Origin of the sequence: Bacillus sp. AG4(2022), assembly GCF_031844465.1 — a bacterium.
GTDB lineage: Bacteria > Bacillota > Bacilli > Bacillales > Cytobacillaceae > Bacillus_AB > Bacillus_AB infantis.
On record NZ_JAUZVH010000005.1, the window covers coordinates 115,654 to 138,864 of the forward strand.

The 23,211-nt window shown below is 47.1% G+C and carries 17 protein-coding genes and 1 other annotated feature; of the genes, 12 read left to right on the forward strand and 5 right to left on the reverse strand.

Features of this window, described 5'->3' with window-relative positions:
- Positions 1-30: 30 nt before the first annotated feature.
- Positions 31-2,910, reverse strand: a complete 2,880-nt coding sequence (locus Q9R36_RS14770; protein WP_101550539.1) for a transglycosylase domain-containing protein — start codon at positions 2,908-2,910, stop codon at positions 31-33.
- A 1,250-nt stretch (positions 2,911-4,160) separates the two neighbouring features.
- Positions 4,161-4,383 (forward strand) — a binding site (T-box leader).
- A gap of 75 nt (positions 4,384-4,458) precedes the next feature.
- Here Q9R36_RS14770 and tyrS point away from each other — a divergent pair.
- Positions 4,459-5,715 (forward strand): tyrosine--tRNA ligase, encoded by a 1,257-nt coding sequence (tyrS, locus tag Q9R36_RS14775; protein WP_009795354.1) that lies wholly within the window; start codon positions 4,459-4,461, stop codon positions 5,713-5,715.
- Between the two features lie 102 nt (positions 5,716-5,817).
- Here tyrS and rpsD read toward each other — a convergent pair whose 3' ends face one another.
- The gene (rpsD, locus tag Q9R36_RS14780; protein ID WP_009795353.1) at positions 5,818-6,420 is read right to left on the reverse strand and encodes a 30S ribosomal protein S4; all 603 of its coding nucleotides are present in this window, start codon (positions 6,418-6,420) and stop codon (positions 5,818-5,820) included.
- Positions 6,421-6,891: 471 nt separating this feature from the next.
- Here rpsD and Q9R36_RS14785 point away from each other — a divergent pair, with 471 nt between their 5' ends.
- From Q9R36_RS14785 to Q9R36_RS14800, 4 genes are all read left to right on the forward strand, one after another.
- Positions 6,892-7,482, forward strand: coding sequence for a hypothetical protein (locus tag Q9R36_RS14785; protein WP_311225445.1), 591 nt, complete (start codon positions 6,892-6,894; stop codon positions 7,480-7,482).
- Between the two features lie 53 nt (positions 7,483-7,535).
- A complete protein-coding gene (locus tag Q9R36_RS14790; protein WP_311225446.1) occupies positions 7,536-9,338 on the forward strand; it encodes a sensor domain-containing diguanylate cyclase in 1,803 nt (600 codons plus the stop codon).
- Between the two features lie 130 nt (positions 9,339-9,468).
- Positions 9,469-10,656 carry a methionine gamma-lyase gene (megL, locus tag Q9R36_RS14795; protein WP_311225447.1) on the forward strand — a complete coding sequence of 396 codons (1,188 nt, stop codon included), beginning with the start codon at positions 9,469-9,471 and terminating at the stop codon, positions 10,654-10,656.
- 102 nt (positions 10,657-10,758) lie between these two features.
- Entirely contained in the window at positions 10,759-11,184 is a 426-nt protein-coding gene (locus Q9R36_RS14800) for an OsmC family protein (RefSeq protein ID WP_101550529.1), read from the forward strand.
- Positions 11,185-11,240: 56 nt separating this feature from the next.
- Here Q9R36_RS14800 and Q9R36_RS14805 read toward each other — a convergent pair whose 3' ends face one another.
- Complete coding sequence (locus tag Q9R36_RS14805; RefSeq protein ID WP_009795348.1) at positions 11,241-11,720, reverse strand: GAF domain-containing protein; 480 nt, start codon at positions 11,718-11,720, stop codon at positions 11,241-11,243.
- A gap of 231 nt (positions 11,721-11,951) precedes the next feature.
- Here Q9R36_RS14805 and refZ point away from each other — a divergent pair, with 231 nt between their 5' ends.
- A complete protein-coding gene (gene refZ / locus Q9R36_RS14810) occupies positions 11,952-12,581 on the forward strand; it encodes a forespore capture DNA-binding protein RefZ (RefSeq protein WP_035403253.1) in 630 nt (209 codons plus the stop codon).
- On the opposite strand, the gene hisJ is transcribed toward refZ, so the two are convergent.
- Positions 12,578-13,375 carry a histidinol-phosphatase HisJ gene (gene hisJ, locus Q9R36_RS14815; protein ID WP_094766890.1) on the reverse strand — a complete coding sequence of 266 codons (798 nt, stop codon included), beginning with the start codon at positions 13,373-13,375 and terminating at the stop codon, positions 12,578-12,580. The genes refZ and hisJ overlap by 4 nt on opposite strands.
- Positions 13,376-13,725: 350 nt before the next feature.
- Between hisJ and ezrA the strand changes: the two genes are divergently transcribed.
- On the forward strand, positions 13,726-15,423 hold the full coding sequence (gene ezrA, locus Q9R36_RS14820; protein WP_009795345.1) for a septation ring formation regulator EzrA: 1,698 nt from the start codon (positions 13,726-13,728) through the stop codon (positions 15,421-15,423).
- A 58-nt stretch (positions 15,424-15,481) separates the two neighbouring features.
- Here the strand turns inward: ezrA and brnQ are convergent, their stop codons facing one another.
- Positions 15,482-16,807, reverse strand: a complete 1,326-nt coding sequence (gene brnQ / locus Q9R36_RS14825; protein ID WP_009795344.1) for a branched-chain amino acid transport system II carrier protein — start codon at positions 16,805-16,807, stop codon at positions 15,482-15,484.
- A 231-nt stretch (positions 16,808-17,038) separates the two neighbouring features.
- Between brnQ and Q9R36_RS14830 the strand changes: the two genes are divergently transcribed.
- The 5 genes from Q9R36_RS14830 (at position 17,039) to Q9R36_RS14850 (ending at position 23,172) form a co-directional block, all read left to right on the forward strand.
- Positions 17,039-18,181: a cysteine desulfurase family protein gene (locus Q9R36_RS14830; protein ID WP_094766892.1), complete on the forward strand. Its 1,143-nt coding sequence runs from the start codon at positions 17,039-17,041 to the stop codon at positions 18,179-18,181.
- Complete coding sequence (thiI, locus tag Q9R36_RS14835) at positions 18,182-19,387, forward strand: tRNA uracil 4-sulfurtransferase ThiI (protein WP_311225448.1); 1,206 nt, start codon at positions 18,182-18,184, stop codon at positions 19,385-19,387.
- Between the two features lie 103 nt (positions 19,388-19,490).
- Complete coding sequence (locus tag Q9R36_RS14840) at positions 19,491-19,694, forward strand: alpha/beta-type small acid-soluble spore protein (RefSeq protein WP_009795341.1); 204 nt, start codon at positions 19,491-19,493, stop codon at positions 19,692-19,694.
- A gap of 139 nt (positions 19,695-19,833) precedes the next feature.
- Positions 19,834-21,420 carry an acyl-CoA synthetase MbcS gene (gene mbcS / locus Q9R36_RS14845; protein ID WP_311225449.1) on the forward strand — a complete coding sequence of 529 codons (1,587 nt, stop codon included), beginning with the start codon at positions 19,834-19,836 and terminating at the stop codon, positions 21,418-21,420.
- 147 nt (positions 21,421-21,567) lie between these two features.
- A complete protein-coding gene (locus tag Q9R36_RS14850; protein WP_311225450.1) occupies positions 21,568-23,172 on the forward strand; it encodes an amidohydrolase in 1,605 nt (534 codons plus the stop codon).
- The last annotated feature ends 39 nt before the right edge of the window (positions 23,173-23,211 follow it).

Below are 23,211 nucleotides of genomic sequence, written 5' to 3' on the forward strand. Positions count from 1 at the left end.
GAAGCCATATTGGCTTCTCCCTTTGTTATATTATTCACTGCCGCTTTCATCCTGACCTCCATCATCTGGGTTTGGTTCATTTTCAGCAGGCTTTTCTTCATCCGGTTTGTCTTCCGGCTTTTCCTCTGGTTTATTTCCAGGAGGATCGGACGGCTTCGTTTCCTTCGGCTTATCCGTCACCGGCGGAGCGGCCTGGCCGATCTGAATCGTGTTTGATGCACCTGATTCCCTGCCGGCAATATCGACGGCCGTGACATAATAGGAACCATTGCCGCCGCTGAATGAAAGGCCAGAGCCAGCTCTCACGCTGCCGACTTTGGCTCCGCCGCTGTAGACCCTGTAGCCGATCACATCTGATTCAGGATGCTGCCCCCATACAATGGAGCTTCCTGAAGCTTTGATTGATGGAGCGGAAGGTGTTTTGCCGTTATCCTCGATTTTATCCTGGGGAACGAGAACTTTAGACCATCTGTCCTTCTGCGGGATCAGCTGGCCAGGATCCACATTCACGCCAAATAGCTTTTCAATATAATCAGGGTTAAGGATAAGCCCTGATTCAGCAAATTCGGCTGGCGTTGAATCAAGCGCCAGATATTTTCTGTCGCCAATGCGGACGAATTTACCATTCACAAGGCTGTCATCCGTTTTGGTTGGCACATACTTGCTGTTAAACAGGTCTGTCTCCACCAGGCCGGCCTGTGAGCAGGCTTCTGATGGGAGAAGGCCGGATACACCGCAGAAGGATCTTCTGACAATCCCTCCTGGCATCTTGATGCTTTCGCTCGGATCAACGAGATCCGGGGCTACATCGTAGGCTGCATTCATCAGATCTGCCCAAAGATAAATATTCCTCATGCTGTAGCTCATGCCGCCTGTTTTTAATGACTTGGGCGTGTCATATCCTGTCCAGATGCCGAAAGAAACATTCGGGTTTGTGGCGACAAACCAGGCATCATGGTACTGGTTTCCTGTACCGGTCTTCCCGGCCCAGTCTGAACTGAATTTCAGCCTGTTTTTTAAAGAGGTAGCTGTACCGCTGTTGATAACATCCCGCATCATATCGTAAGTAAGATATGCCGTTTGCGGACTGAAGACCTCAACAGGCTCAGGTTTATGCTGATAAACGATATTTCCATCCCTGTCAGTGATTTTGTCAATAATATAGGCATCGACAAATTTGCCGCTGTTGGCAAAGGTCCCGAATGCATTGGTGTTCTCTTCAACTGTCACGCCGTTCCCAAGAGATCCGATAGCCGTTGAAGGGTTTGTATAATCCGTTTCAATCAATGAGGTGAAGCCCATCTTTTTCAGATATTCTGCAGGCCTTTGGCCGAGAATATCCTTGTATAGCTTGACAGCTGGCACATTATAAGATTTTTCGAGGGCATACCTTGCTGTTACGAGTCCAGAGTAACGCTTATCATAGTTACTTGGCCATGGCCTGTTCAGGCTGGGATCAAGCCTCAGCGGAACATCCGGCAGGATGGTGCCCGGAGATGCCTTGCCAAGCTCAATGGCAGGTGCGTAAACCAGAAGCGGCTTCATGGTAGAGCCGTTCTGCCTGACAGCATGTGTGGCGTGATTCAGCTTTTCTTTCTTATAGTCACGGCCGCCCACAAAGCTGATGATCTTTCCGGTAGAATTCTCGATGAGGACAGCACCGACCTCGACCGGTTCCATGATGCTTACCTCTTCTCCGGTATCTGGATCAGTCATCTTCTGGGCTTTATCAGGACCGTAATGCTGATACTGATTTTTTACCTGCTGCATTCTATCGTAGATTTCCTTATTGATGGTTGAATGGATCTTGTAGCCGTTTTGGCGCAGATTCTTATCAGCCAGAGCGAGGTATCGCTGCTTGGTTTCTTCGTCACTGTTGTACTGCTCCATTGCGCCGTCTTTTTCAGCCAGCACCTTGGACATGACTTCGGCTGCACGCTCCTCAATTTCAAATGTGACCCAAGGATATTTTTCTACCGCACTTGAGCCTGCAGGAACGAAATCTTTGGTAATATCATAAGCAAGAGCTTCCTGATATTCTTTATCGGAAATCTTTCCGTCGTCATACATCCGTTTCAGAACGGTCTTCATTCTTGACAATCCAGGTTCCAGATCCTCTTTGACGGTCCCTTTGTTTGTAAAAGGGGTATATCCGAAAGGGCTCTGCGGAAGACCGGCAATAAAAGCGGACTGGGCAATATTCAGGTCTTTGGCAGGAACCCCGAAGATTCCCTTTGCTGCTGCCTGTACGCCGCCGATATTCCGGCCGGATGAATTGCGCCCGAATGTTGACACATTCAGGTAGGCTTCAAGGATTTCTTTTTTATCAAAGAATTTTTCGAGCCGGAGCGCGAGCAGGATTTCTTTTGCCTTCCTCTCGAATGACACTTCATTTGTCAGAATCTGATTCTTGATCAGCTGCTGTGTCAGGGTGCTTCCGCCGCTTTGTACAGCGCTGTTTGATACTTCCTGGTAGAGTGCGCGCAGAATTGCTTTTGGCACAACACCATCATGCTCATAAAAATATTCATCCTCTGTCGCAATGACTGCGTCCTTCAGATATTCTGATACATCCTCAAGCTTTACTTCCTCCCGCTCAAGGTCTGTGCGGAGCTTTCCGAGGTAGACATTATCGGCAAAATAAAGCTCTGATGTTTCTTCATAATTGTATATATCTTTCTTCATGCTCTCATAGGAACGGATCGGCTCATCTTTCACCAGGGAGGCAAAATACCCGGCACCCACTCCTCCTGCAAAAGCTCCTCCGAGAACAACGAGTATAATGAACAGAAGAGTTAAATTCCACACGACTTGATAGGTAATAGAAGCGCCTTTTACTGTCTTTTTATTTGTAAAAAGGCTTAGCCAGGACCTGAATTTATTGTTCAAATTATGTTTTTCCCCCTTCATTTTATAAACCCCCAAAACCACATACATTATAGCACAAACCCAGGCGCCATTTGACAAGCACTGACATTTTTCTGAAATTTCCTTTTTTATCAGGCGGCAGATTTGTAAGTTTTTTAATATGGAGGGTGGCTGCTTAAAAGGAGGTCGCAAATATATGGGGAAACTCGCAAATATATGGTGAGACTCGCAAATATATCAGAAATGTCGCAAATATATTGAAAAACCCGCAAATATAGTTGAAAACTCGCAAATATCTGCAGTTCAGGGTGCCCTGGTTAGGGGGTTAGCCCCTCGAGTCATAAGCCAATCAGGCCAGAAGGTTAAAGAACAACCTTCTGGCCTGATCGTCTTATGCTTGGGGCCCGCAGGAAGCGGGTCATGCAGACGTTGCCACAGGACGTGGCGTTTTTAGTCTGCGTTCCTTAATTGAACAAGGCTTTTCCGCATTTCGATTGTCCAGCTCCAGCGGCTAGAGCCTCGAGTCATAAGCCACGCAAGAATTAAAGGCAAAGAGCGCCTTTTATTCTTGCGCGTCTTATGCTTGTCGGCTCTGGGCAAGCCGCCTCCGCATTTCGATTGTCCAGCTCCGGCTCCTAGGTGCTCGAGTCATAAGTCACCTTGGAACCGAAGGCAAAGAACGCCTTCAATTCCAAAGCGCCTTATGCTGGGCCCGCAGGACGCGGGTCATGCAGGCGTTCCACAGGACGTGGCGTTTTTAGCCTGCGTTCCTTAATTCTAAACAGTCGCCTCCGCATTTCGATTTGTCCAGCTCCAAAGCCTAGCCCCTCGAGTCATAAGCCAATCAGGCCAGAAGGTTAAAGAACAACCTTCCGTCCTGATCGTCTTATGCTTGGGGCCCGCAGGAAGCGGGTCATGCAGACGTTGCCACAGGACGTGGCGTTTTTAGTCTGCGTTCCTTAATTGAACAAGGCTTTTCCGCATTTCGATTGTCCAGCTCCGGCTCCTAGGTGCTCGAGTCATAAGTCACTTTGGAACCGAAGGCAAAGAACGCCTTCAATTCCAAAGCGCCTTATGCTTGTCGCACCTAAACAGTCGCCTTCGCATTTCGATTTGTCCAGCTCCAAAGCCTAGCCCCTCGAGTCATAAGCCAATCAGGCCAGAAGGTTAAAGAACAACCTTCCGTCCTGATCGTCTTATGCTTGTCGGGGCTGAACAAGGCTTTTCCGCATTTCGATTTGACACACCCCCTTTCTTTATGGTAAAACTTTTGTATTATCTTATGTATTTGAATAGCTGCTTTGATGGGAATGAGTAGTGCTTCTGTCTCTGTTTCAGAAAGCCGGCGGGTGCTGTGAGCCGGTGCATGCAGAAGGATGAATTACCTCCCGGAGCTTCTGTTGTGAATCTGCGTATGCAGTAGTAGCAATGGACGGTTGAACCGTTATCAGGAAAAGAGCGGAGGACAGCTGTGTCCTCAATTTGGGTGGTACCGCGCTGTCAAGCGTCCCTGCATATTTGCAGGGGCGCTTTTTTGTTTTTTTCCGACGGAGGCTGCCGGCGTTTAAAGAAATGAATGGAGGAAGAATGATGAGTTTGCTTGAGGATTTAAAATGGAGAGGCATTGTTTACCAGCAGACAGATGAAGAGGGAACAGAGGAGCTGCTGAAAAAAGAGAAGATTTCGCTATACTGCGGGATTGACCCGACGGCTGACAGCATGCATATCGGCCATCTGCTGCCGTTTTTAACATTGCGCCGTTTTCAGAATGAAGGCCACAGGCCGATTGTGCTTGTTGGCGGTGCCACAGGACTTATCGGAGATCCAAGCGGAAAGAGCGAGGAGCGCAAACTGCAGACGCTGGAAGCCATCCAGCATAATGTCAGCAGCATCCAGAAGCAGCTGAAGAAAATCTTCAGCTTTGAGGGTGAGAACGGTGCCCTTATGGTCAATAACTATGACTGGGCAGGCTCCATGGACATTGTTACATTCCTGAGGGATTATGGAAAGCATGTCGGTGTCAATTATATGCTCGCAAAGGATACTATCGCTTCACGTCTTGATACGGGTATTTCTTTTACGGAGTTTACTTATACCATCCTGCAGGCAATGGATTTCCTTCATCTTTATGAGAAGCATAACTGCAAAATGCAGATCGGCGGAAGTGACCAGTGGGGCAATATCACGACAGGGCTTGAGCTCATCCGCAAGATGATGCCTGAAGGTGCCAAAGGCTATGGTGTTACGATTCCGCTTGTAACAAAGGCAGATGGCACTAAATTCGGCAAAACGGAAAGCGGGGCAATCTGGCTCGATCCTGAAAAGACTTCTCCATATGAGTTCTATCAGTTCTGGATCAATACCGCTGATGCCGATGTCATCAAATACCTGAAGTACTTCACTTTCCTTCCAAAGGAAGAAATAGAGGCGCTTGAGAATTCGCTTGCTGAGGAAGCTCATCTCCGCAAAGCGCAAAAGGCGCTTGCTGAAGAGATGACAAAGCTGATCCATGGTGAAGCAGCGCTTGAACAGGCAATCAAAATCTCTGCCGCACTGTTCAGCGGCGATGTCAAAAACCTTACAGCATCAGAAATCACCCAAGGTTTCAAGGATGTGCCATCCTATGAGCCGACAGGCGAAGAGAATGGCATCGTCGATTTGCTGACGGCTGCCAAGATTTCTCCATCCAAGCGCCAGGCCCGGGAAGATGTATCAAACGGCGCCGTCTATGTAAATGGGGAAAGAATTACAGCAACAGATTATGAACTTACAGAAAAAGACCGCATTGAAGGCCAGTTCACAATCATCCGCCGAGGCAAAAAGAAATATTTCCTTATCAGATATTAAACCGCAGAAAGGTCCGCTTCCAGCAGGAGGCGGACCTTTCTGTTTAGATAGCAAAAAGAAAACACCAGCCAAAAGGCAGGTGCTTTCTTGTGCTTTTCCCGATTAACGAGAGTAGAATTCAACGATAAGAGCTTCGTTGATTTCAGCAGGAAGTTCAGAACGCTCAGGAAGACGAGTGAATGAACCTTCCAGTTTGTCAGCATCGAAAGTCAAGAAGTCAGGAACGAAGTTGTTTACTTCGATTGCTTCTTTAACGATGTCAAGACCGCGTGACTTTTCACGCAATGTGATCGTTTGACCAGGCTGAACGCGGTATGAAGGAATATCAACGCGTCCTCCGTCAACGATGATGTGGCCGTGGTTTACAAGCTGACGAGCTTGACGGCGAGTACGAGCTAAACCTAAACGGTAAACAACGTTGTCAAGACGTGATTCTAGAAGAACCATGAAGTTTTCACCGTGCTTACCAGCCATTTTGCCGGCCTTGTCGAATAGGTTGCGGAATTGACGCTCAGTAACTCCGTACATGTGGCGAAGTTTCTGTTTTTCCTGTAATTGTAAACCGTACTCAGAAATTTTTCTGCGCTGGTTTGGACCATGTTGTCCTGGAGCGTAAGGACGCTTTTCTAATTCTTTACCAGTTCCGCTTAGAGAAATTCCAAGACGGCGGGATAGTTTCCAGCTTGGACCTGTATAACGAGCCATGAATGACTCCTCCTTGTGTTTTTATTTTGTTGTAAAATAAAAACAGATGCGTACGATCATTAAGCTCATTTTGTTTTCATGTACCTTCGCCCTAGCAGCAGCGGGTTACACAGTACCCCTTCGAATAAAAGGCTAAAACGCCATGCTTACCGGCATCTTGGGCTCAAACCCGTGCTTTCCGCCTCAAAAGAGATGGGAAGCGGTGCCTTATTTGAGGAACAAAATGATCACCTAAAGTGTCACATTTGCTGCGATATTTTACACAAAGGATATTATATAATTTTTATAAAGTTTATGTCAAGGCATGTTTTGCTTTTCCTGGAATAAGTGCTCCTGCCTCATCCTTTTTATTATCTCATTATGCAGGCATAGAGGGCAATTTACTGGAAAATATTTTTATCATATCATAACGGGGAGAATTTTCCTGTGGTATAATAGTCTTAATTAATTCTAGTAAAAGTGTTGATGAAATTGAGAGAAACGAAGAAGGAAAAAAACGTCCGCCTTTTTCTGGCTTTGGCATTTGCTGTCGTGGCCCTTGCTGCCATGTACTTCCAGTATTTTAAGCCAGTGAGCGGGACAGGGAGCCCGCTTGCCATGGTCATAAAGGAGGGCACTGCCGAAGGCGACCCCCTCGTTGTTTTATATGATGAAAAAAAAGAGGACCATGTGCTGGCCCTTTATGAGGTAGAAAAAGACAATGATTTTAAGTTTCGCCTGATCAAATCTGCACCCCTGGAGAATGCCCCTGAGCAATTGGCGGTTGATCGTGACGGTGCCGGCTTCTGGGCTGAGTTGGATGGAGACTGGGTTTATCTGGATCGGGACCTGGAAGTGCGGGACCGTGAACCGGGCCTTCGGGGCACCATCACTTCGGATGGCGAGCCTTTTGAAGTAAGGAAGACTTCAAATCATACCGTTCTTGAAACGGAGGGCCAATATGAAGTAGCCTTCAATGAAGCAGGCAGGCCGGAGAGCATCCATGCCCTCACAGCCGATCATTCTTCATGGCTTATCCTGCTTGATGGAGGATTGAGGATTGCCTCCGGCAGGACGCTGTAAAACGGCATTTATATGAGAATGCCTATATGAACTGGGTAAATAGGGTGATGAATATGGAAATGCTCAAAAGCCAGAAAATATTATGCCTGAAAAGCCGCTTTTTTGACCTGATTGATACAGATGACGGATTTATTCAGTCTGATTCTTTAATTGTGCAAATGCTTGAAGCGGTCAAAGAGTCTGCTGAAGCCTCCGAAGCCTGCTATCGGGATCCCGGAGGCACCGTCAGGAGTACAGATTCCTCAGCTGTGAGATATGGGCAGGATGGACAGCCGTCAGGGAAAGCGGGCCTCAGGGGTTCCGCGTGCTGCCAGGTTCCGCTTTCTGCCAGGTCAATGGATCTGGGAATCCTTGAGCTGAACGGGCTGCCGGAACCCTTGAATGAAGAAAGCCTTAGGGAGCTCGGCGCTGCCTGTGCCGCCTTCATTATGAAGGCCAGGGAACTCGGGGGGATCTCAGCCAGGGAAAAGCGCTACAAGCAGCTTTTTCGCGTTACAGAGCAGTTTCATTCCTCAATGGATATGGATGCTGTTCTCGGAGAGATCATTAAAACCCTTCAGGAAGTATATCCTGACTTTACCTATTATCTAATGCTGTCCCATGACAATAACAGCCATGGGGATCTCCCTTTAAAAGATCTTAAATATGACAGTCAGAATATTGCGGCCATGCAGGCATATGTCACAGGTGCCATTCAGTTTGAGGATTCGATTTCGGAGAAGAGGTCTGTCCTTTATGCCCCTCTAAAAGGAAAGCAGGGTGTATATGGCGTGCTCCAGGTCATTGCGCCGAATGCACTGGTCTTTCCTGAAAGCGAAGTCGAATTCATTTCCATCCTCGCCAACACGGCAGGCGGTGCACTTGAGAACGCCCAGCTGTATCACCAGTCGAAGAGGCTGATTGCCGACCTCCAGCTAATAAATGAGACTTCGCACCAGCTTAATTCCAATCTTAGGCTGACGGAAACAATGACCTATATGGCTGAACAGATCATCAAGTCATTTGATGCGGAAGAGGCAGGCTTTGTCCTTTTATCTGAAGAATCCGAACAGGTCAGCATTCTAAAAGGAAGCACTTCTTTCTTCCGGACAAGGGAATCCGGCATCTATATAAAATATATTAAAGAAAAGATCAGGCAGGATAAGGACAGCCTGTTCATTGGCGAGCTTGACCTCCAGAATGATGCCCTGGCCGAGCAGTTCAAATCTGTCATGGCGGTCCCAATGTCCCAGTCTGGTGTCCTGAAAGGATTTGCCCTTATCCTGCACCGGGATCCCTATCATTTTTCATTTGAGACATTTAAGCTTCTTCAGTCCCTGATCCACCATTCCACTTTGGCGCTTACAAATTCAATGCTGAGAGAGGAGCTTGAAAAGATGGTCGTCACAGACCACCTGACCAGGCTTTATTCCCGGAATTATCTGGATGAAAGGATACATCAGTCCTTAAGCGAGGATGCTGAGGGTGCTTTTATCCTGGTTGATATAGATAATTTTAAATCTGTCAATGATACATACGGCCATCAGGTCGGTGATGAAGTCATTGTCCAGGTGGCCGGGATTATTGTGAACAGCATCCGCAGAACCGATGTTGCCGCCAGATGGGGAGGGGAAGAGCTTGCCGTTTATCTGCCTTCTATTTCCCTGGAAACGGGCGTTGCAATTGCAGAACGGATTGTCAGGAAGGTCTCTGAGAGTACGAATCCCGTTGTTACCATTTCCTGCGGGGTGTCCCACTGGAATGTGGAAAGGGAGGATTCATATTCGCGCCTGTTCAAGCGGGCTGATAAAGCTTTGTATACAGCAAAAGAATCCGGAAAAAACCAGGTTGTGGTCCAGGGATTCAGCATTCTTTAAAGACAGGCCAGCCAAGCCTGTCTTTTTTCCTTTTCCTTTCAGCACTCAAATTGCTTTGCAAAAACTGAAAAATAACATATCCTGTAAACATAGAATATTGTAAACGTTTTCATCTCAAGGGGGATATACAATGGAGAAAAAGAATATGCAGTTCGAGACAAAAGTGATCCATGAAGGGTATGATGCCCGGGAGTTTAAAGGGAGTCTGGCACCGCCGATTTTTCAAACCTCCACGTTCGTGTTCGATCATGCAGAACAGGGAGAACGGAGGTTTTCTGGAGAGGAAGAGGGATATATCTATTCACGGCTCGGCAATCCGACTGTTGCTGTTCTTGAAGAAAGGATGGCTGCCCTCGAGCAGGCTGAGGCTGCATTGGCCTTCAGTTCGGGGATGGCTGCCGTCTCAGCGGTGCTGGTTGCCCTGACAAAGGCAGGGGATCATATATTATGCTCACAGGGAGTGTATGGGTGTACCTTTGGCCTTCTTCAGCTGATGAAAAAGAAATACAATATCAATCATGATTTTTCTTTGATGGAATCAAAGGAGCAGCTGCTGGGGGCAATCAGGCCGGAGACTGCCTGTCTTTATATTGAAACGCCAATCAATCCGACTATGAAACTCGTTGATCTGGAAATGGCCGTGGAGGCTGCCAGGGAAAAGGGAATCCCGGTTATAGTGGATAATACCTTCTGCTCGCCGTATCTGCAAAATCCGCTGTCATTGGGCTGCGACATTGTTATCCACAGTGCAACTAAATATATATGCGGGCATGGAGATGTGATTGCCGGCATTGCTGCGGGCAGGAAAGAGCTGATGGATGAAATCTCCTTTACAACCCAAAAGGATATCGGTGGTGTTATTTCCCCATTTGATGCCTGGCTTCTTTTGAGGGGGCTGAAGACTTTGCCGGTCAGGATGGATCGCCATACCAGCAACGCGGAAAAGCTGGCCGCATATTTAAAGGGACATCCAAAAGTAACGGACGTTTATTATCCTGGCGATCCGCAGCATAAAGATTATCCTGTCATGCAAAAGCAAATGAGGAGCGGAGGCGGGATCCTTTCTTTTTCAATTACTGGCACGAAGGAGACGGCCCAAAAGTTCATGAACCAGCTTCAATTCATAAAAATTGCTGTAAGCCTGGGAGATGCAGAAACCCTTATCCAGTATCCTGCCACCATGACACACTCGGTGATCCCGCCGAAAACGAGGGAGGAAATGGGGATAACGGACACTATGCTCAGGCTGTCTGCCGGCCTTGAAGCATGGGAAGATATACGGGATGACTTGGAGCAGGCCTTTTCTTCAATAGAATAAGAATGGAGCTTTACAGAGCAGCGGCAAAAATAATTGAATGCCCCCGACCTCCTGCCGGAAGAATATAAAAAGAAAGATTGTGACCAAAAAGGAGGATATATCATGGATATGACGGTAACATGGACTGGAAACATGGCGTTTGCGGGGGCTGCACCTTCAGGCCATAAAATTGTGATGGATGCATCCGGGGAAGCCGGGGGAGAGAATGCCGGGGCAAGGCCGACAGAGCTGCTGTTGGGCGCGGCGGCAGGCTGCACGGGAATTGATATTGTGTCCATCCTGAAAAAGATGCGGCTTGAGCCAGTTTCCTTCCATATGGACATTAAAGGGACAAGGGCTGAAGAGCATCCGAAAAGGTTCACCGATATCCACATCCACTATGCGTTAGAAGGGGAGCTTCCGGAAGAAAAAGTGGTCAGGGCCATCAAGCTTTCAAAGGATAAATACTGCTCTGTCTCAAAGTCTTTAAATGCAGGTATCACGGTAAGCTACTCTATTAACGGATCTGCCGGCGGACAGAAGCTGTAAGAAAATAGCAGCAAAAAAGCCTGATTCCAAAAGGAACAGGCTTTTTTGCTGCTGTTTTATAGATGTTTGACAAGTGTATCAACAAAGTCTTCGAGGCCCTGCTGGTCGATTTCGTCAAAGCGGTTCTTTTCAGGAGAATCAATATCAAGGACACCGAATACTTCTCCATCCTTTATGATGGGAACTACAATTTCTGATTGGGATGCTGCATCACAGGCGATATGCCCAGGGAATGCATGAACATCCTCAATGCGCAATGTCTCGCGCTTCTGGGCAGAAGTGCCGCAGACGCCTTTTCCAAGCGGGATCCTTACACAGGCCGGGAGTCCCTGGAAAGGACCGAGTACCAGTTCCCCGCCCTCCATGGTATAGAAGCCGGCCCAGTTAATGCGATCAAGAAATTGGTTCAGAAGTGCCGCTGCATTGCTCAGATTTGCAATGCGGTTTGGTTCGCCCTCCAAAAGAGCATGGAGCTGTTTATTTAATAATGCGTAATTTTTTTTGCGGTCTTCGCTGTATGTTTCGACTTTAAACAACGTGTTTCCCTCCACTATTCCGAGAATTATTATTCATTCTATCAAATCCGGGTGAAAAAGAGGAGACTTTGTCGATATTTTTTAAAAGGACAACCGGAAAATAAAAAGAATGTTTAATTAAGAAAGGCAATTGCACAGATATGCGAGGTTGATCACTTTCTGCTGTCCAGTCCCTGTATATCCATTCATATTGCGTTGTGCCAATGGGAATTTAAGAAGCGAGGTAGGATGATGAAAAAAAATTCGAAAGATGCCATTGTTGCTGCAGCGATTTCCCTTTTTAATACAAACGGATTCACCGGTACATCCATACGTGATATAGCCGCGAAAGCTAAGGTGAATGCCGCCAATATCGCCTATTATTTTCACAATAAACATGGTCTGCTGGAACACTGTTTCACGGAATTTTTTGAGGGATATATTGCCGAAATAGAGAAGGGTTTTTCCTGCTTGCACCTGGGGGCAGCGGCTGCCCTGAAGATCATTTCAGAAAATATCCTGATGTATCATAGCCGGAATATTCATCTGACCAGGTTTATCCTGAGGGAAGTTTCGCTTGATTCCCAGGTGGTGAGGGAAATCATGTCGACATATTTGATGAAGGAAAAATATTATCTGAATAAAGTATTTGAAATCGGGATGAGAGCGAAGGAATTCCGCTCTCAGCACCCCAGTTATTTAATCATCCAGTTTAAAGGGCTGTTGTCGATGCCATTTTTAAATATGCAGTATGTGTCAGAGGTGCTTCACGTTTTTCCAAACGAAAGATATTTCGCAGATAAATACTTAATTGAAATCTATAATTGGATTGACGGAGCCGTCCTGGAACATGCTGCAAGGGAAGTCGTCATGGCCAATTAGCCTTCAAAGGGGAAACTGCTGAAGCCCTGACCCAGTTCTTTCGCCTGGTGTGCATCCGAACCATAGACGAGCTGAATGCCAAGGGACTTGGCCATCGAAGCTGCCCATTCCGGAGGATAAGGCTCCCGGCAGAGCGGTTTTGCGGTGCCGGCCCCATTGCAGTCCAGTGCGTATCCGTGGAGTTTCATCAACTGAAGGATATCTGAAATCTCCTGTTTGTCTTCAAAGCCGGCAGGATATTTTTTTTGGAATTTATGGATCAGTGAAATATGGCCGATCCTCTTTGGCTTATATGGACCCAGGTCAGCTGCTATCGACTTTCTGACCGTTTCGTAATATTTTCTATAAACAGCCTCTGTGGAGCCGTATCGGCTGATCATGGAACAGAAGACGTCCGGGCTGTAATCTGCACAGTCATATTGCCCATCATAATACAAAAAGTGGACCGAAAGAATGCTGTCATCCAGAAGATGCCCGACCTTCGAGAGGAAGCTGCCTGTTTCTTTTTCAAAACCCTCTATAAAATCCACTTCAAGCCCTGCGTTGATCTTGATTTTATTTTTGTAGAGAGCTTTTACACGGCTGATTTCCTCGAAGTAGGCTTCCAGATCATCTGCCTGCATGGCGCTGTCCCGTGCAGGGGCTGTGTCTGTGAACCCATCGGGGAGCGGGGCATGCTCAGTGAAGGTCAGTTCTGCAAAACCGAGCGAAAGGGCCCTGTCGATATACTCTTCAAAAGCATCCTTCGAACCATGGGGGCAAAAAGGTGTATGTATATGTCCATCCCTTAGCATAGGGCATCGCTCCATTCTGTCGAAATTTAAAAATGCGAATTATTTGTAATGCGGCAAAACGTATTGTTCAATTATAGGTGCCGGGCTAAAAGACGTCAGGTTCCAGTTTTCTGGAGGGAAAGCAAGTTCATGCTTCAATTGGGGAGCACTGGATCAGTCAATTCTGAATCCCGGGTTTTGCACAAAAACGGCAAGCGGGTTATAATAGCAAGTTTCTCTCAAAAAAAATTAAATTAATAGTCAAAAATTGTCGTTTACATGGTATCATAAAAACATTGAATTGCATATTTCAAGTTTTTTTTACATATATCTATCAGTTATCAGCTCGGCAGCAGAACAGGGGGCTTTCAATGGAATACATAATTGGAGGAATAGTGATCGTGATTGCACTATTTCTGACGGGTTATCTAATGAAAAAGAAATATTATAAAGAAATAGACCGGCTGGAAGGCTGGAAAATGGACATAACGGACAGGCCGGTCCTCGACGAAATGTCCAAAGTGAAGCAGCTGAATATGACTGGCCAGACAGAGGAGCTGTTCGAACGCTGGAGGAATGAGTGGGACGATATCGTTACCGGGCAGCTTCCTGGAGTGGAGGAGCTGCTGTTTGATGCTGAGGAATATATCGACCGCTACCGCTTTAAGAAGGCAAAGGAAGTTCAGCAGGCAATCGAGGAAAGCCTTGCAGGCATAGAGGATAAAATCAAATCCCTTCTTGCTGAAATCAATGAGCTGGTCGGAAGCGAAGAAAAAAACCGCACCGAGATCGACGGACTCAAAGATCTGTACAGGGAATGCAAAAAGGCGCTGCTTGCCCACCGGCATACTTATGGAAAGGCTGAAACCATCCTGGGCATCCAGCTTGATGAAGCTTTTGCGAAGTTCCAGGACTTTGAGGACCGGACAGCAAACGGCGACTATCTTCAGGCCAGGGAAATCGTCCTGACCATCCAGACCCAGCTGGACAGCATCCAAAAGAAAATGGAAGCTATCCCCGATTTGCTGGTGGATGCCGGGTCCAATATCCCATCCCAGCTTCTCGAGGTGAGAGAAGGCTTCCGTGAAATGGAGCAGCAGGGATATATGCTTGAACATGTAGAAGTGGACAAGGAAACTGAGTCATTAGAAAAAGAGGCTGCAGGATATCTCGCCATGATTGAGCGGGGAGAGACCGGTGAAGCGCATGAGGGCCTTGAGGATATCAAGCAGAGAATCGATGCGCTCTATGATCTGCTTGAAAAAGAAGTGTATGCGAGGAAGTTCATCCAATCGCATGATGAAAAGGTCCGTACTGAATTGTACAATGCCAAAGATGCAAACTTTATGCTGAAGAAAGAGCTCGGCATCGTACAGCAAAGCTACCATCTCCAGGAAAAGGACGAGGAAACACACAGCCTGCTGGAAACGAAGCTGACCAAGCTCTTCAAACGCTTCGAAATACTTGAGCATAAAATCAGCAATCAAAGCTCAGCCCATTCGGTACTTGGTGAAGAATTGGAATATATTAAAAATGAACTGGAAGCACTGTCAGAAGAGCAGGTGCATTTTGCCGAAAAACTGCAGGCCTTGAGGAAGGACGAGCTTGCGGCACGGGAGAAGGTAAAGGAAATCAGCAAAAAGCTGTCTGAAACCATCAGGCTCGTATCAAAGAGCAATATACCGGGACTGTCCCAAAACTACCGGTATTTAATGGAAGATACGAAGGAAAGCATTCAAAATGTCATTGAGAAGCTTGATGAGAAGCCCCTTGATATACCTGCTGTCCAGCAGTATCTGGAAATAGCGGTCATGACAGTTGATAAAGCTGCAGACAGCACGGCTGAAATGATTGAAACCGTCCAGCTGGCTGAAAAGGTGATCCAGTATGGAAACAGGTACCGCAGCAAATATCCTTCCATCGCTAAAGCACTGAGGGAAGCGGAGGATTCATTCAGGAACTACAATTATAAAGAGGCATTGGAGCAGGCCGCTTCATCTATTGAAGAGATTGAGCCAGGAGCTTTGAAAAGAATAGAAGATATGATCGGCGAAAAAGAAAATGCATAAAAAACCAGATCTGCTTTGGCAGATCTGGTTTTTTATTTTAGGAAAATAATTGGCCAGGCTATTTTGCTGTCTTTTTGCCCCTTCCGGCAATGAGCAGGCCGAGCAGTCCCCCGGCAACGGCCGGAATGACCCAGCCGAGTCCTTCTGAATAGAGAGGAAGAAATCCCAGCATGTCTGAAAAAATCCGGGTATCTGCCCCCGCTGCCTTTATTGCATCAATGGTACTGATCAGCCCCGCCGGTATCAGGGCTCCTGCATATACAGCTCTGGAGCCTCCAAAGGCATGATGCAGAAAAGAAAGCAATACCAGTACGATTGCGGGCGGATATATCATCGTGAGCATTGGCAAAGATACAGAAATGAGCTGTGTCAAGCCGATATTGGCGATCATCATGCTGAATAAGGATAAAATCAGCACAAATGACCTGTAAGATATGCTTGGCACAACTTTTGAAAAATATTGCGCACAGGATGAGACGAGTCCAATAGAAGTGGTAAGACAGGCAAAAGTAATGGCCAGCCCAAGGATGACAGCGCCAAAAGATCCGAAAAGACGGGAAGCGGCGGCGGAAAGAAGCGCTCCCCCGTTATCCTGGAATCCAATAGATTCTTCACCGGATGCCCCGATGTATGCGAGCGAAAGGTAAACGAGCATAAGGGCAGCGGCAGCAATAAGTCCGGAATAGATGCATATTTTTGCAATCTGTTTTGAACTGCTGATCCCTCTTTCTTTTATTGAACCAATCACAACTATGCCAAAAACAAGGGCGGCGATAGCGTCCATGGTCAAATAGCCTTCGATAAATCCTTTAAAGAAAGGGGTCTCGGCATATGCGCCTTTTGGAGCCATTGGCTCACCTAAAGGGGTGATTATACTTTTTACAGCCAGAATGGCCAATATAGCAAGGAGAATCGGAGTAAATAATTTTCCGATCCGGTCTACAAGCTTAGAAGGGTTCATTGAAAGCCAGGCTGTGACGGTAAAAAAGATAATGGTATAAAAAAGCAGCGCCATCCCATATTTAGGAACGGTATCAGGCAAAAACGGAGTGATGCCAATTTCGTAGGCAACGGTTCCGGTCCGCGGAATCCCGAATAGCGGGCCGATGGCCAGATACAAAAGCAATGTAAAGGCAGCCCCGAATAAAGGGTGGACTCTTCCAGCCAGCGTTCGGAGATCCCCAGCTTTGGCTATGCTGATGACTCCCAAAAGCGGGAGGCCGACACCGGTTATGAGAAATCCAATGATGGCTTTTCCCATGTTGACACCAGATTCCTGTCCGAGATATGGAGGGAAAATCATATTCCCTGCGCCAAAGAAAAGAGCGAAAAGCATCAGTCCTATTGCGATTATTTCCCTGCTGGATAGGCTCTTATTATTCATACAAACCTCCATGACTGTCTATCAAAATGTTTAGAACATTTAACATACTAACACAGGAAGTGAGAAATTTGTCGAATGGAATTACAGTCAAAACATTCAGATTTTTATTGTTGCCTCTGTTCTGCTTTTGGCTTCCAAGAGAAAACTAAAAGATTATGCAGATGAAAACATTGTCCCAGTATGATAAGATTTACTATTGGCTAAACGGTTTTTCAAGGAAGGGGAAGACCCATGATTTACTTTGATAATAGTGCAACAACTAAACCATATAAAGAAGTGCTGGATTCATTTAATAAGGTGGCCTTAGATTACTTTGGCAATCCCTCGTCTTTGCATGGAATCGGCGGCAGGGCAGAAAAGCTCCTGTCACAAGCCAGGCTGCAGATTGCCGAGCTCCTGGGAGCCGGCCAGAAGGAAATCTTCTTTACTTCGGGCGGAACCGAAGGCAATAATCTGGCTGTAAAAGGGACTGCCATGATGCATAAAAGCAGGGGGCGCCATCTTATTACGACTGAATCAGAGCATTCGTCAGTGGCAGAAGCCTTTGAACAGCTGAAAGAGCTCGGTTTCCGCGTTACGTATATCCCTGTAGACGAGGATGGGAGAATCAGGCCGGAGGACATAGAGGCTGCCCTATGCCATGATACAATTCTTGTGAGTGTTATCCATGTTAATAATGAGGTTGGCACCATTCAGCCGATTGCTGAAATCGGCAAAATGCTCAAGTCTTATTCGAAAGTGCTTTTCCATGTGGATCATGTACAGGGAATTGCAAAGGTGCCGCTTGATTTTCAAGAAAATGAAATAGACCTTTGCACCATTTCTGCCCATAAATTCCACGGTTTAAAGGGCACGGGTGTCCTTTACATCAGGGAAGGCGTCAAGCTTTCACCGCTGTTTTCAGGCGGAAGCCAGGAATGGAACCAGCGGAGCGGTACAGAGAATGTACCTGGAATTGTCAGTATGGCCAAGGCGCTCAGAATCAGCCTTGAGAGGCACAGGACCGGACTGGAGCAGCTTAATAGGGTTAAATGTTTGCTGAGGGAAGGACTGGAATCCATTGAAGGGATCTCTGTCCATACACCGCTTGAAGGCTCGGCCCCGCACATTCTTAATTTTTCTGCACCAGGCTTGAAGGCAGAAGTATTTGTGCATAGCCTTGAGGAAAAAAATATATATGTCTCCACCACCAGCGCCTGTTCCTCGAAGAAGAAATCAGTCAGCAAGACACTGCTGGCAATGGGCATTCCTGAGGAGGCTGCGGCAAGCAGCATCAGGATCAGCCTTTCTTATGATAATACAGCAGAGGAAGCAGAAGCTGTGCTGCAGGCAATTGAAGAAACAGCGAAAAAGTTAAGGAAGGTAATGAAATAAATGAATTATGACCGCATATTAATCCGCTATGGAGAAATTTCAACAAAAGGCCGAAACAGGGGGAAGTTTGTCGAGAAGCTGAAAAGAAGCATTAAAAAAGTTCTGCACAGCTACCCAGCCGTCAGGATCGAAGGCCAGAGGGACAGGATGTTCATCCAGCTTAACGGTGAAGATGGGGACGAGATCATCGAGAAGCTCAAAGGGGTTTTTGGCATCCAATCCTTCAGTCCTGCTGTAAAAACGGAAAAGGATATAGAAAAAATCAAGGGAGCTGCCCTGGCACTTTTAAAACGGGTATACAAGGATGGAGATACCTTCAAGGTATCGGCGCGGAGAGCGGATAAAAGCTTTCACCTTGACACCGGAGAACTGAACCATGCACTTGGCTCACATATCCTGAAGAATATGGAAGGCTTGAAAGTGGATGTGAAACAGCCTGATATCAATCTCCAGGCTGAGATAAGGCCGGAAGCCGCATATCTCTCATGCGAAAATATCCAGGGAGCCGGAGGGATGCCGGCAGGCTCAGGCGGCAAGGCGATGCTCATGCTGTCAGGCGGCATAGACAGCCCCGTCGCAGGCTATTTATCCATGAAGAGAGGGCTTGATGTAGAAGCCGTCCATTTCTACAGCCCTCCTTTCACCAGCGAAAGGTCGAAGCAAAAGGTGATTGACCTGGCAGAAAAGCTGGCGGGATATACAGGGCAGATGGTCCTTCACATTGTTCCTTTTACGGAAATCCAGCAGCTCATCCAAAAGCAGGTGCCTGAAAATTATACGATGACAACCACCAGAAGGCTGATGCTTAAAATTACGGATCTCGTCCGGGAAAAGCATGGCGGGCTCGCAGTCATTACCGGTGAAAGCCTCGGGCAGGTTGCAAGCCAGACACTGGACAGCATGTACGCTATTAATGAAGTGACAAGCACGCCGGTACTGCGCCCGCTGATAACAATGGACAAGACCGATATTATTGAGATTGCACAGGAAATTGACACCCATGACATATCCATCCTGCCATATGATGACTGCTGCACCGTATTTGTCCCGGCTTCTCCAAAAACGAAGCCCAAGCTTGATAAAGCAGCATATTATGAAAGTTTTGTTGATTTTGATGCGCTTATTGCAAAAGCTGTGGAGCATATTGAAACTATTCACATCAAGCCGTATGAAGCAGGCAGCGGAAGTGAGGACGATCTTTTCTAGGGAGAATGAAAATTCGAACGGGATGATGAAAACATTACCAATTTAAATTTGTATGAAGCCATGTGATTCTACACATTCTAAACTCACAAGGAGGTGAGATCACATGGCAAGCAGCAACAACTCTAACCAGCTTCTAGTACCTGGCGTACAGCAAGCTCTTGACTCAATGAAATACGAAATCGCTACTGAATTTGGTGTTAACCTTGGCGCTGAAACAACTTCACGTGCTAACGGTTCAGTAGGAGGAGAAATCACTAAGCGTTTAGTTCAAATGGCTGAACAACAGCTTGGAGGTTTCCAACGCTAATCGAAAAATAAATAATATGGCTACAAGGGAGCAGGCTGACAGCCTGCTCCTTTACTTTTTGTTATATATTTTTAAATTTTTAAAAAATTATGTATAATAAACCATAAGGATACAATTTCAGATTAGGAGGACATATAACATGAAGCGTGAAGATCTGCTGGCGCCAGAAAAATATAATCTGGTCTCTGAAATGGAAAAGTTTGCAGAAGCTCCTGAAAGAACTGCCATCCTGTGGGAAAGCGGGGAAGGAGAAAGAAAGGAAATTACATATTCCAGACTCCTGTCCAATGCCAATAAAATTGGAAACGTTTTCTCCGAAAACGGCCTAAGGCAGGGGGATGTAGTCCTGATCATGGTCCCGCGCCTTATAGAAGCTTACCAGACCTACATAGCGGCACTTAAAATGGGCCTGGTAGTCATTCCCTGCTCAGAGATGCTCCGCTCTAAAGATATCCAATACAGGATCAATCATGGCGATGTGAAAGCCATTGTATGCTTTTCGCCGTTTACAGAGCAATTTGCAGGTGTTACGGAAGCTGCTTCGCTGCCTAAATTTGTGATTGGAGAGCCTGTGCCGGGCTGGATTCCGCTGGATGAAAAGATGGAGGCAGCCTCTGATATCATGGAGACTGCTGGAACAAGCAGGGACGACATGGCTTTCCTGTCCTATACTTCCGGTACCACGGGCAATCCTAAGGGAGTTGTACATACACATGGCTGGGCATATGCACATCTCCGTGCCGCCGGGCCCAACTGGCTTTGCATCAAGGAGGGGGATAATGTCTGGGCCACTGCCGGCCCCGGCTGGCAGAAATGGATATGGAGCCCTTTCCTCTCTGTGCTGGGTTCTGGGGGAACAGGACTGGTGTATTCAGGAAAATTCGAGCCGAAAAAATATCTTGCACTCCTTCAGGATTATAAAGTCAATGTTCTTTGCTGCACCCCGACAGAATACAGGCTGATGGCAAAGGTCGACAATCTTGCTGAATACAGCCTCCCGGATCTTCATAGTGCAGTCTCAGCCGGAGAGCCGCTTAACCGCGAAGTGATTGATGCTTTCAAAAAGCATTTTGATATTGAAGTGCGGGACGGATACGGCCAGACGGAAAACACCCTGCTGGTCGGCATAACAAAAGGGATGGAGCTTAGGCCTGGTTCGATGGGAAAGCCGATTCCCGGCAATTCTGTTGAGATCATCAATGAAGATGGAAAGGCATGCGGACCTGGGGAAGTGGGGGATATCGCCGTCCATATTGAAACCCCTGCGTTATTTAAAAATTATTATAAGGATCCTGAACGGACCGCCATGCAATTCAGGGGTGAATATTATGTGACCGGAGACAAAGCGAAAAAGGATGAAGACGGGTATTTCTGGTTTGAAGGCAGGGGAGATGATATTATCATCAGCTCCGGATATACAATCGGGCCGTTTGAGGTGGAGGATGCTCTTGTCAAACATCCGTACGTCAAGGAATGTGCCGTCGTGGCCAGCCCGGACGAAATCCGCGGAGCAGTCGTCAAAGCATTTATCGTCCTGCAGGATGGCATCGCGGAAGATAAGCCGGATCTCATTAATACCTTGCAGCAGCATGTAAAGGAGCTGACTGCCCCTTATAAATATCCCCGCAGGGTTGAGTTTCTTTCAGAGCTTCCAAAAACCACCTCAGGAAAGATCCGCAGGGTAGAGCTGAGGAAAAAAGAAATGGAGGAGGCTGCCCGCAGCTAGTATCCAGCTGGGAGATCCTCTATAAAAAGATTTCGCTGAGCTTTTTTAAAGCTCAGTTTTTTTGTGTCCCGAAAGAAGATATAATCAGATCAGCAGGCACAGAGGATTTTTATGTGCAGAATTAGGAAGAAAAGGAGCAATAAGAAGATGCGGACACTATGGCATGGAGGACATATATATACCCTTCAGGAAGAAGGGCATAAAGCCGAAGCGGTTATGACGGAGAATGGAAAGATCCTGAGGGCAGGGCCGCTGGAAGAATTGAAAAGAAACTTCTCGGTAAAACCCTCTGAAATGAGGGACCTTGAGGGAAGGCTGATGCTGCCCGGTTTTGTGGACAGCCATATGCATTTGATTGGGCATGGGGAGAGGCTGATAAGGCTTGATCTGTCTGGTTATACCTCAAAATCGCAAGTGCTGGAGGCAGTTAAAGAGTATGCAGGGAAGTTTTCAAAAGGCAGCTGGGTCATCGGCGAGGGCTGGAACGAAAATTTATGGGATATCCCTGCCCCCATTCTGGCAAAGGAGCTTGATGAAGCAGTCCCTGGACATCCAGTCTGCCTGAAAAGGATCTGCCGGCACGCAATTGCAGTCAATTCGAAAGCATTGGAAGCAGGCGGAATTACCCCTGAAACCATTTGCCCTCCAGGGGGAGTCATTGAAAAAGATGAAGAAGGCCTTCCATCAGGCCTGCTGAAGGACCAGGCACAGGAGCTGATCTTCTCTATTCTCCCTGGTGCTTCAAAGGAGTATCTGGAGACGGCAATGCGTGCAGCCATCCAGGATGCCTACGCACTGGGCCTGACAGGGGCACATACTGAGGATCTTAATTATTATGGCGGTTTCCATGGGACCTATAGGACTTTCAAGGAGGTCATCGGTGAAGATAAACTGCCTTTCCGGGCCCACCTGCTCGTCCATCACGAGGTAATCAATGACATGAAGCTTGAGGGCGGAAATTATCTTGGCGGAGATGAGTGGATAGAATTCGGTGCAATGAAGATTTTTTCAGACGGGGCATTGGGAGGCCGGACTGCTTTGCTGAGCCATCCGTATGCGGATGATCCTTCAACCTCAGGAGTGGCTATTTTTACACAGGATCAGCTTGACGGGCTATTGAAAAAAGCCAGGGAGCTGGATATGCCGGTGGCCATACATGCCATCGGTGACAGGGCTTTTGAAATGTCACTGAACAGCATTGAAAAATACCCGCTGAAAGGAAAAGGCAGGGACCGGCTCATTCATGCACAGATACTGCGGAAAGAACTCATTCCAAGGGCAAAAAAGCTTCCTCTTATACTGGATATACAGCCAAGATTCCTGGCTTCTGACTTTCCGTGGGTCATCAGCAGGATCGGTGAAGAGCATATGGATTACTGTTATGCCTGGAAAACATTGCTTGATGAAGGCATCCCATGTGCAGGCGGATCTGATGCGCCAATCGAGCAGGCTGACCCGCTCCTCGGCATCCATTCGGCGGTTACAAGAACCAGCAGCGATGACCCCGGGAGGATTGCCTATATCAAAGAGGAGGCATTATCCATTTACGAAGCTGTTTCCTTATATACAAAAGGCAGCGCATATGCAATCTGCCATGAAGTTGACAGGGGAATGATCAAGGAAGGATATCTTGCTGATTTCACAATCCTTGACCGGAATATATTCGAAGAAGATCCGGAGGCACTCCTCCGTACACGAGTCAATGAGACAGTAATAGGAGGAAAAACCGTTTATAAGCGCGGACAGATTTAAACGAGCGAATCCTGCTAAAACGAATAGGTTGCCAGTTTT

Bases quoted from the DNA above. Each gene is read 5' to 3' on its own strand.
- Q9R36_RS14770 (WP_101550539.1), bottom strand. From the start codon at position 2,910: ATGAAGGGGGAAAAACATAATTTGAACAATAAATTCAGGTCCTGGCTA.
- tyrS (WP_009795354.1), top strand. From the start codon at position 4,459: ATGAGTTTGCTTGAGGATTTAAAATGGAGAGGCATTGTTTACCAGCAG.
- rpsD (WP_009795353.1), bottom strand. From the start codon at position 6,420: ATGGCTCGTTATACAGGTCCAAGCTGGAAACTATCCCGCCGTCTTGGA.
- Q9R36_RS14790 (WP_311225446.1), top strand. From the start codon at position 7,536: ATGGAAATGCTCAAAAGCCAGAAAATATTATGCCTGAAAAGCCGCTTT.
- megL (WP_311225447.1), top strand. From the start codon at position 9,469: ATGGAGAAAAAGAATATGCAGTTCGAGACAAAAGTGATCCATGAAGGG.
- Q9R36_RS14800 (WP_101550529.1), top strand. From the start codon at position 10,759: ATGGATATGACGGTAACATGGACTGGAAACATGGCGTTTGCGGGGGCT.
- refZ (WP_035403253.1), top strand. From the start codon at position 11,952: ATGAAAAAAAATTCGAAAGATGCCATTGTTGCTGCAGCGATTTCCCTT.
- hisJ (WP_094766890.1), bottom strand. From the start codon at position 13,375: ATGCTAAGGGATGGACATATACATACACCTTTTTGCCCCCATGGTTCG.
- ezrA (WP_009795345.1), top strand. From the start codon at position 13,726: ATGGAATACATAATTGGAGGAATAGTGATCGTGATTGCACTATTTCTG.
- brnQ (WP_009795344.1), bottom strand. From the start codon at position 16,807: ATGAATAATAAGAGCCTATCCAGCAGGGAAATAATCGCAATAGGACTG.
- Q9R36_RS14830 (WP_094766892.1), top strand. From the start codon at position 17,039: ATGATTTACTTTGATAATAGTGCAACAACTAAACCATATAAAGAAGTG.
- thiI (WP_311225448.1), top strand. From the start codon at position 18,182: ATGAATTATGACCGCATATTAATCCGCTATGGAGAAATTTCAACAAAA.
- Q9R36_RS14840 (WP_009795341.1), top strand. From the start codon at position 19,491: ATGGCAAGCAGCAACAACTCTAACCAGCTTCTAGTACCTGGCGTACAG.
- mbcS (WP_311225449.1), top strand. From the start codon at position 19,834: ATGAAGCGTGAAGATCTGCTGGCGCCAGAAAAATATAATCTGGTCTCT.
- Q9R36_RS14850 (WP_311225450.1), top strand. From the start codon at position 21,568: ATGCGGACACTATGGCATGGAGGACATATATATACCCTTCAGGAAGAA.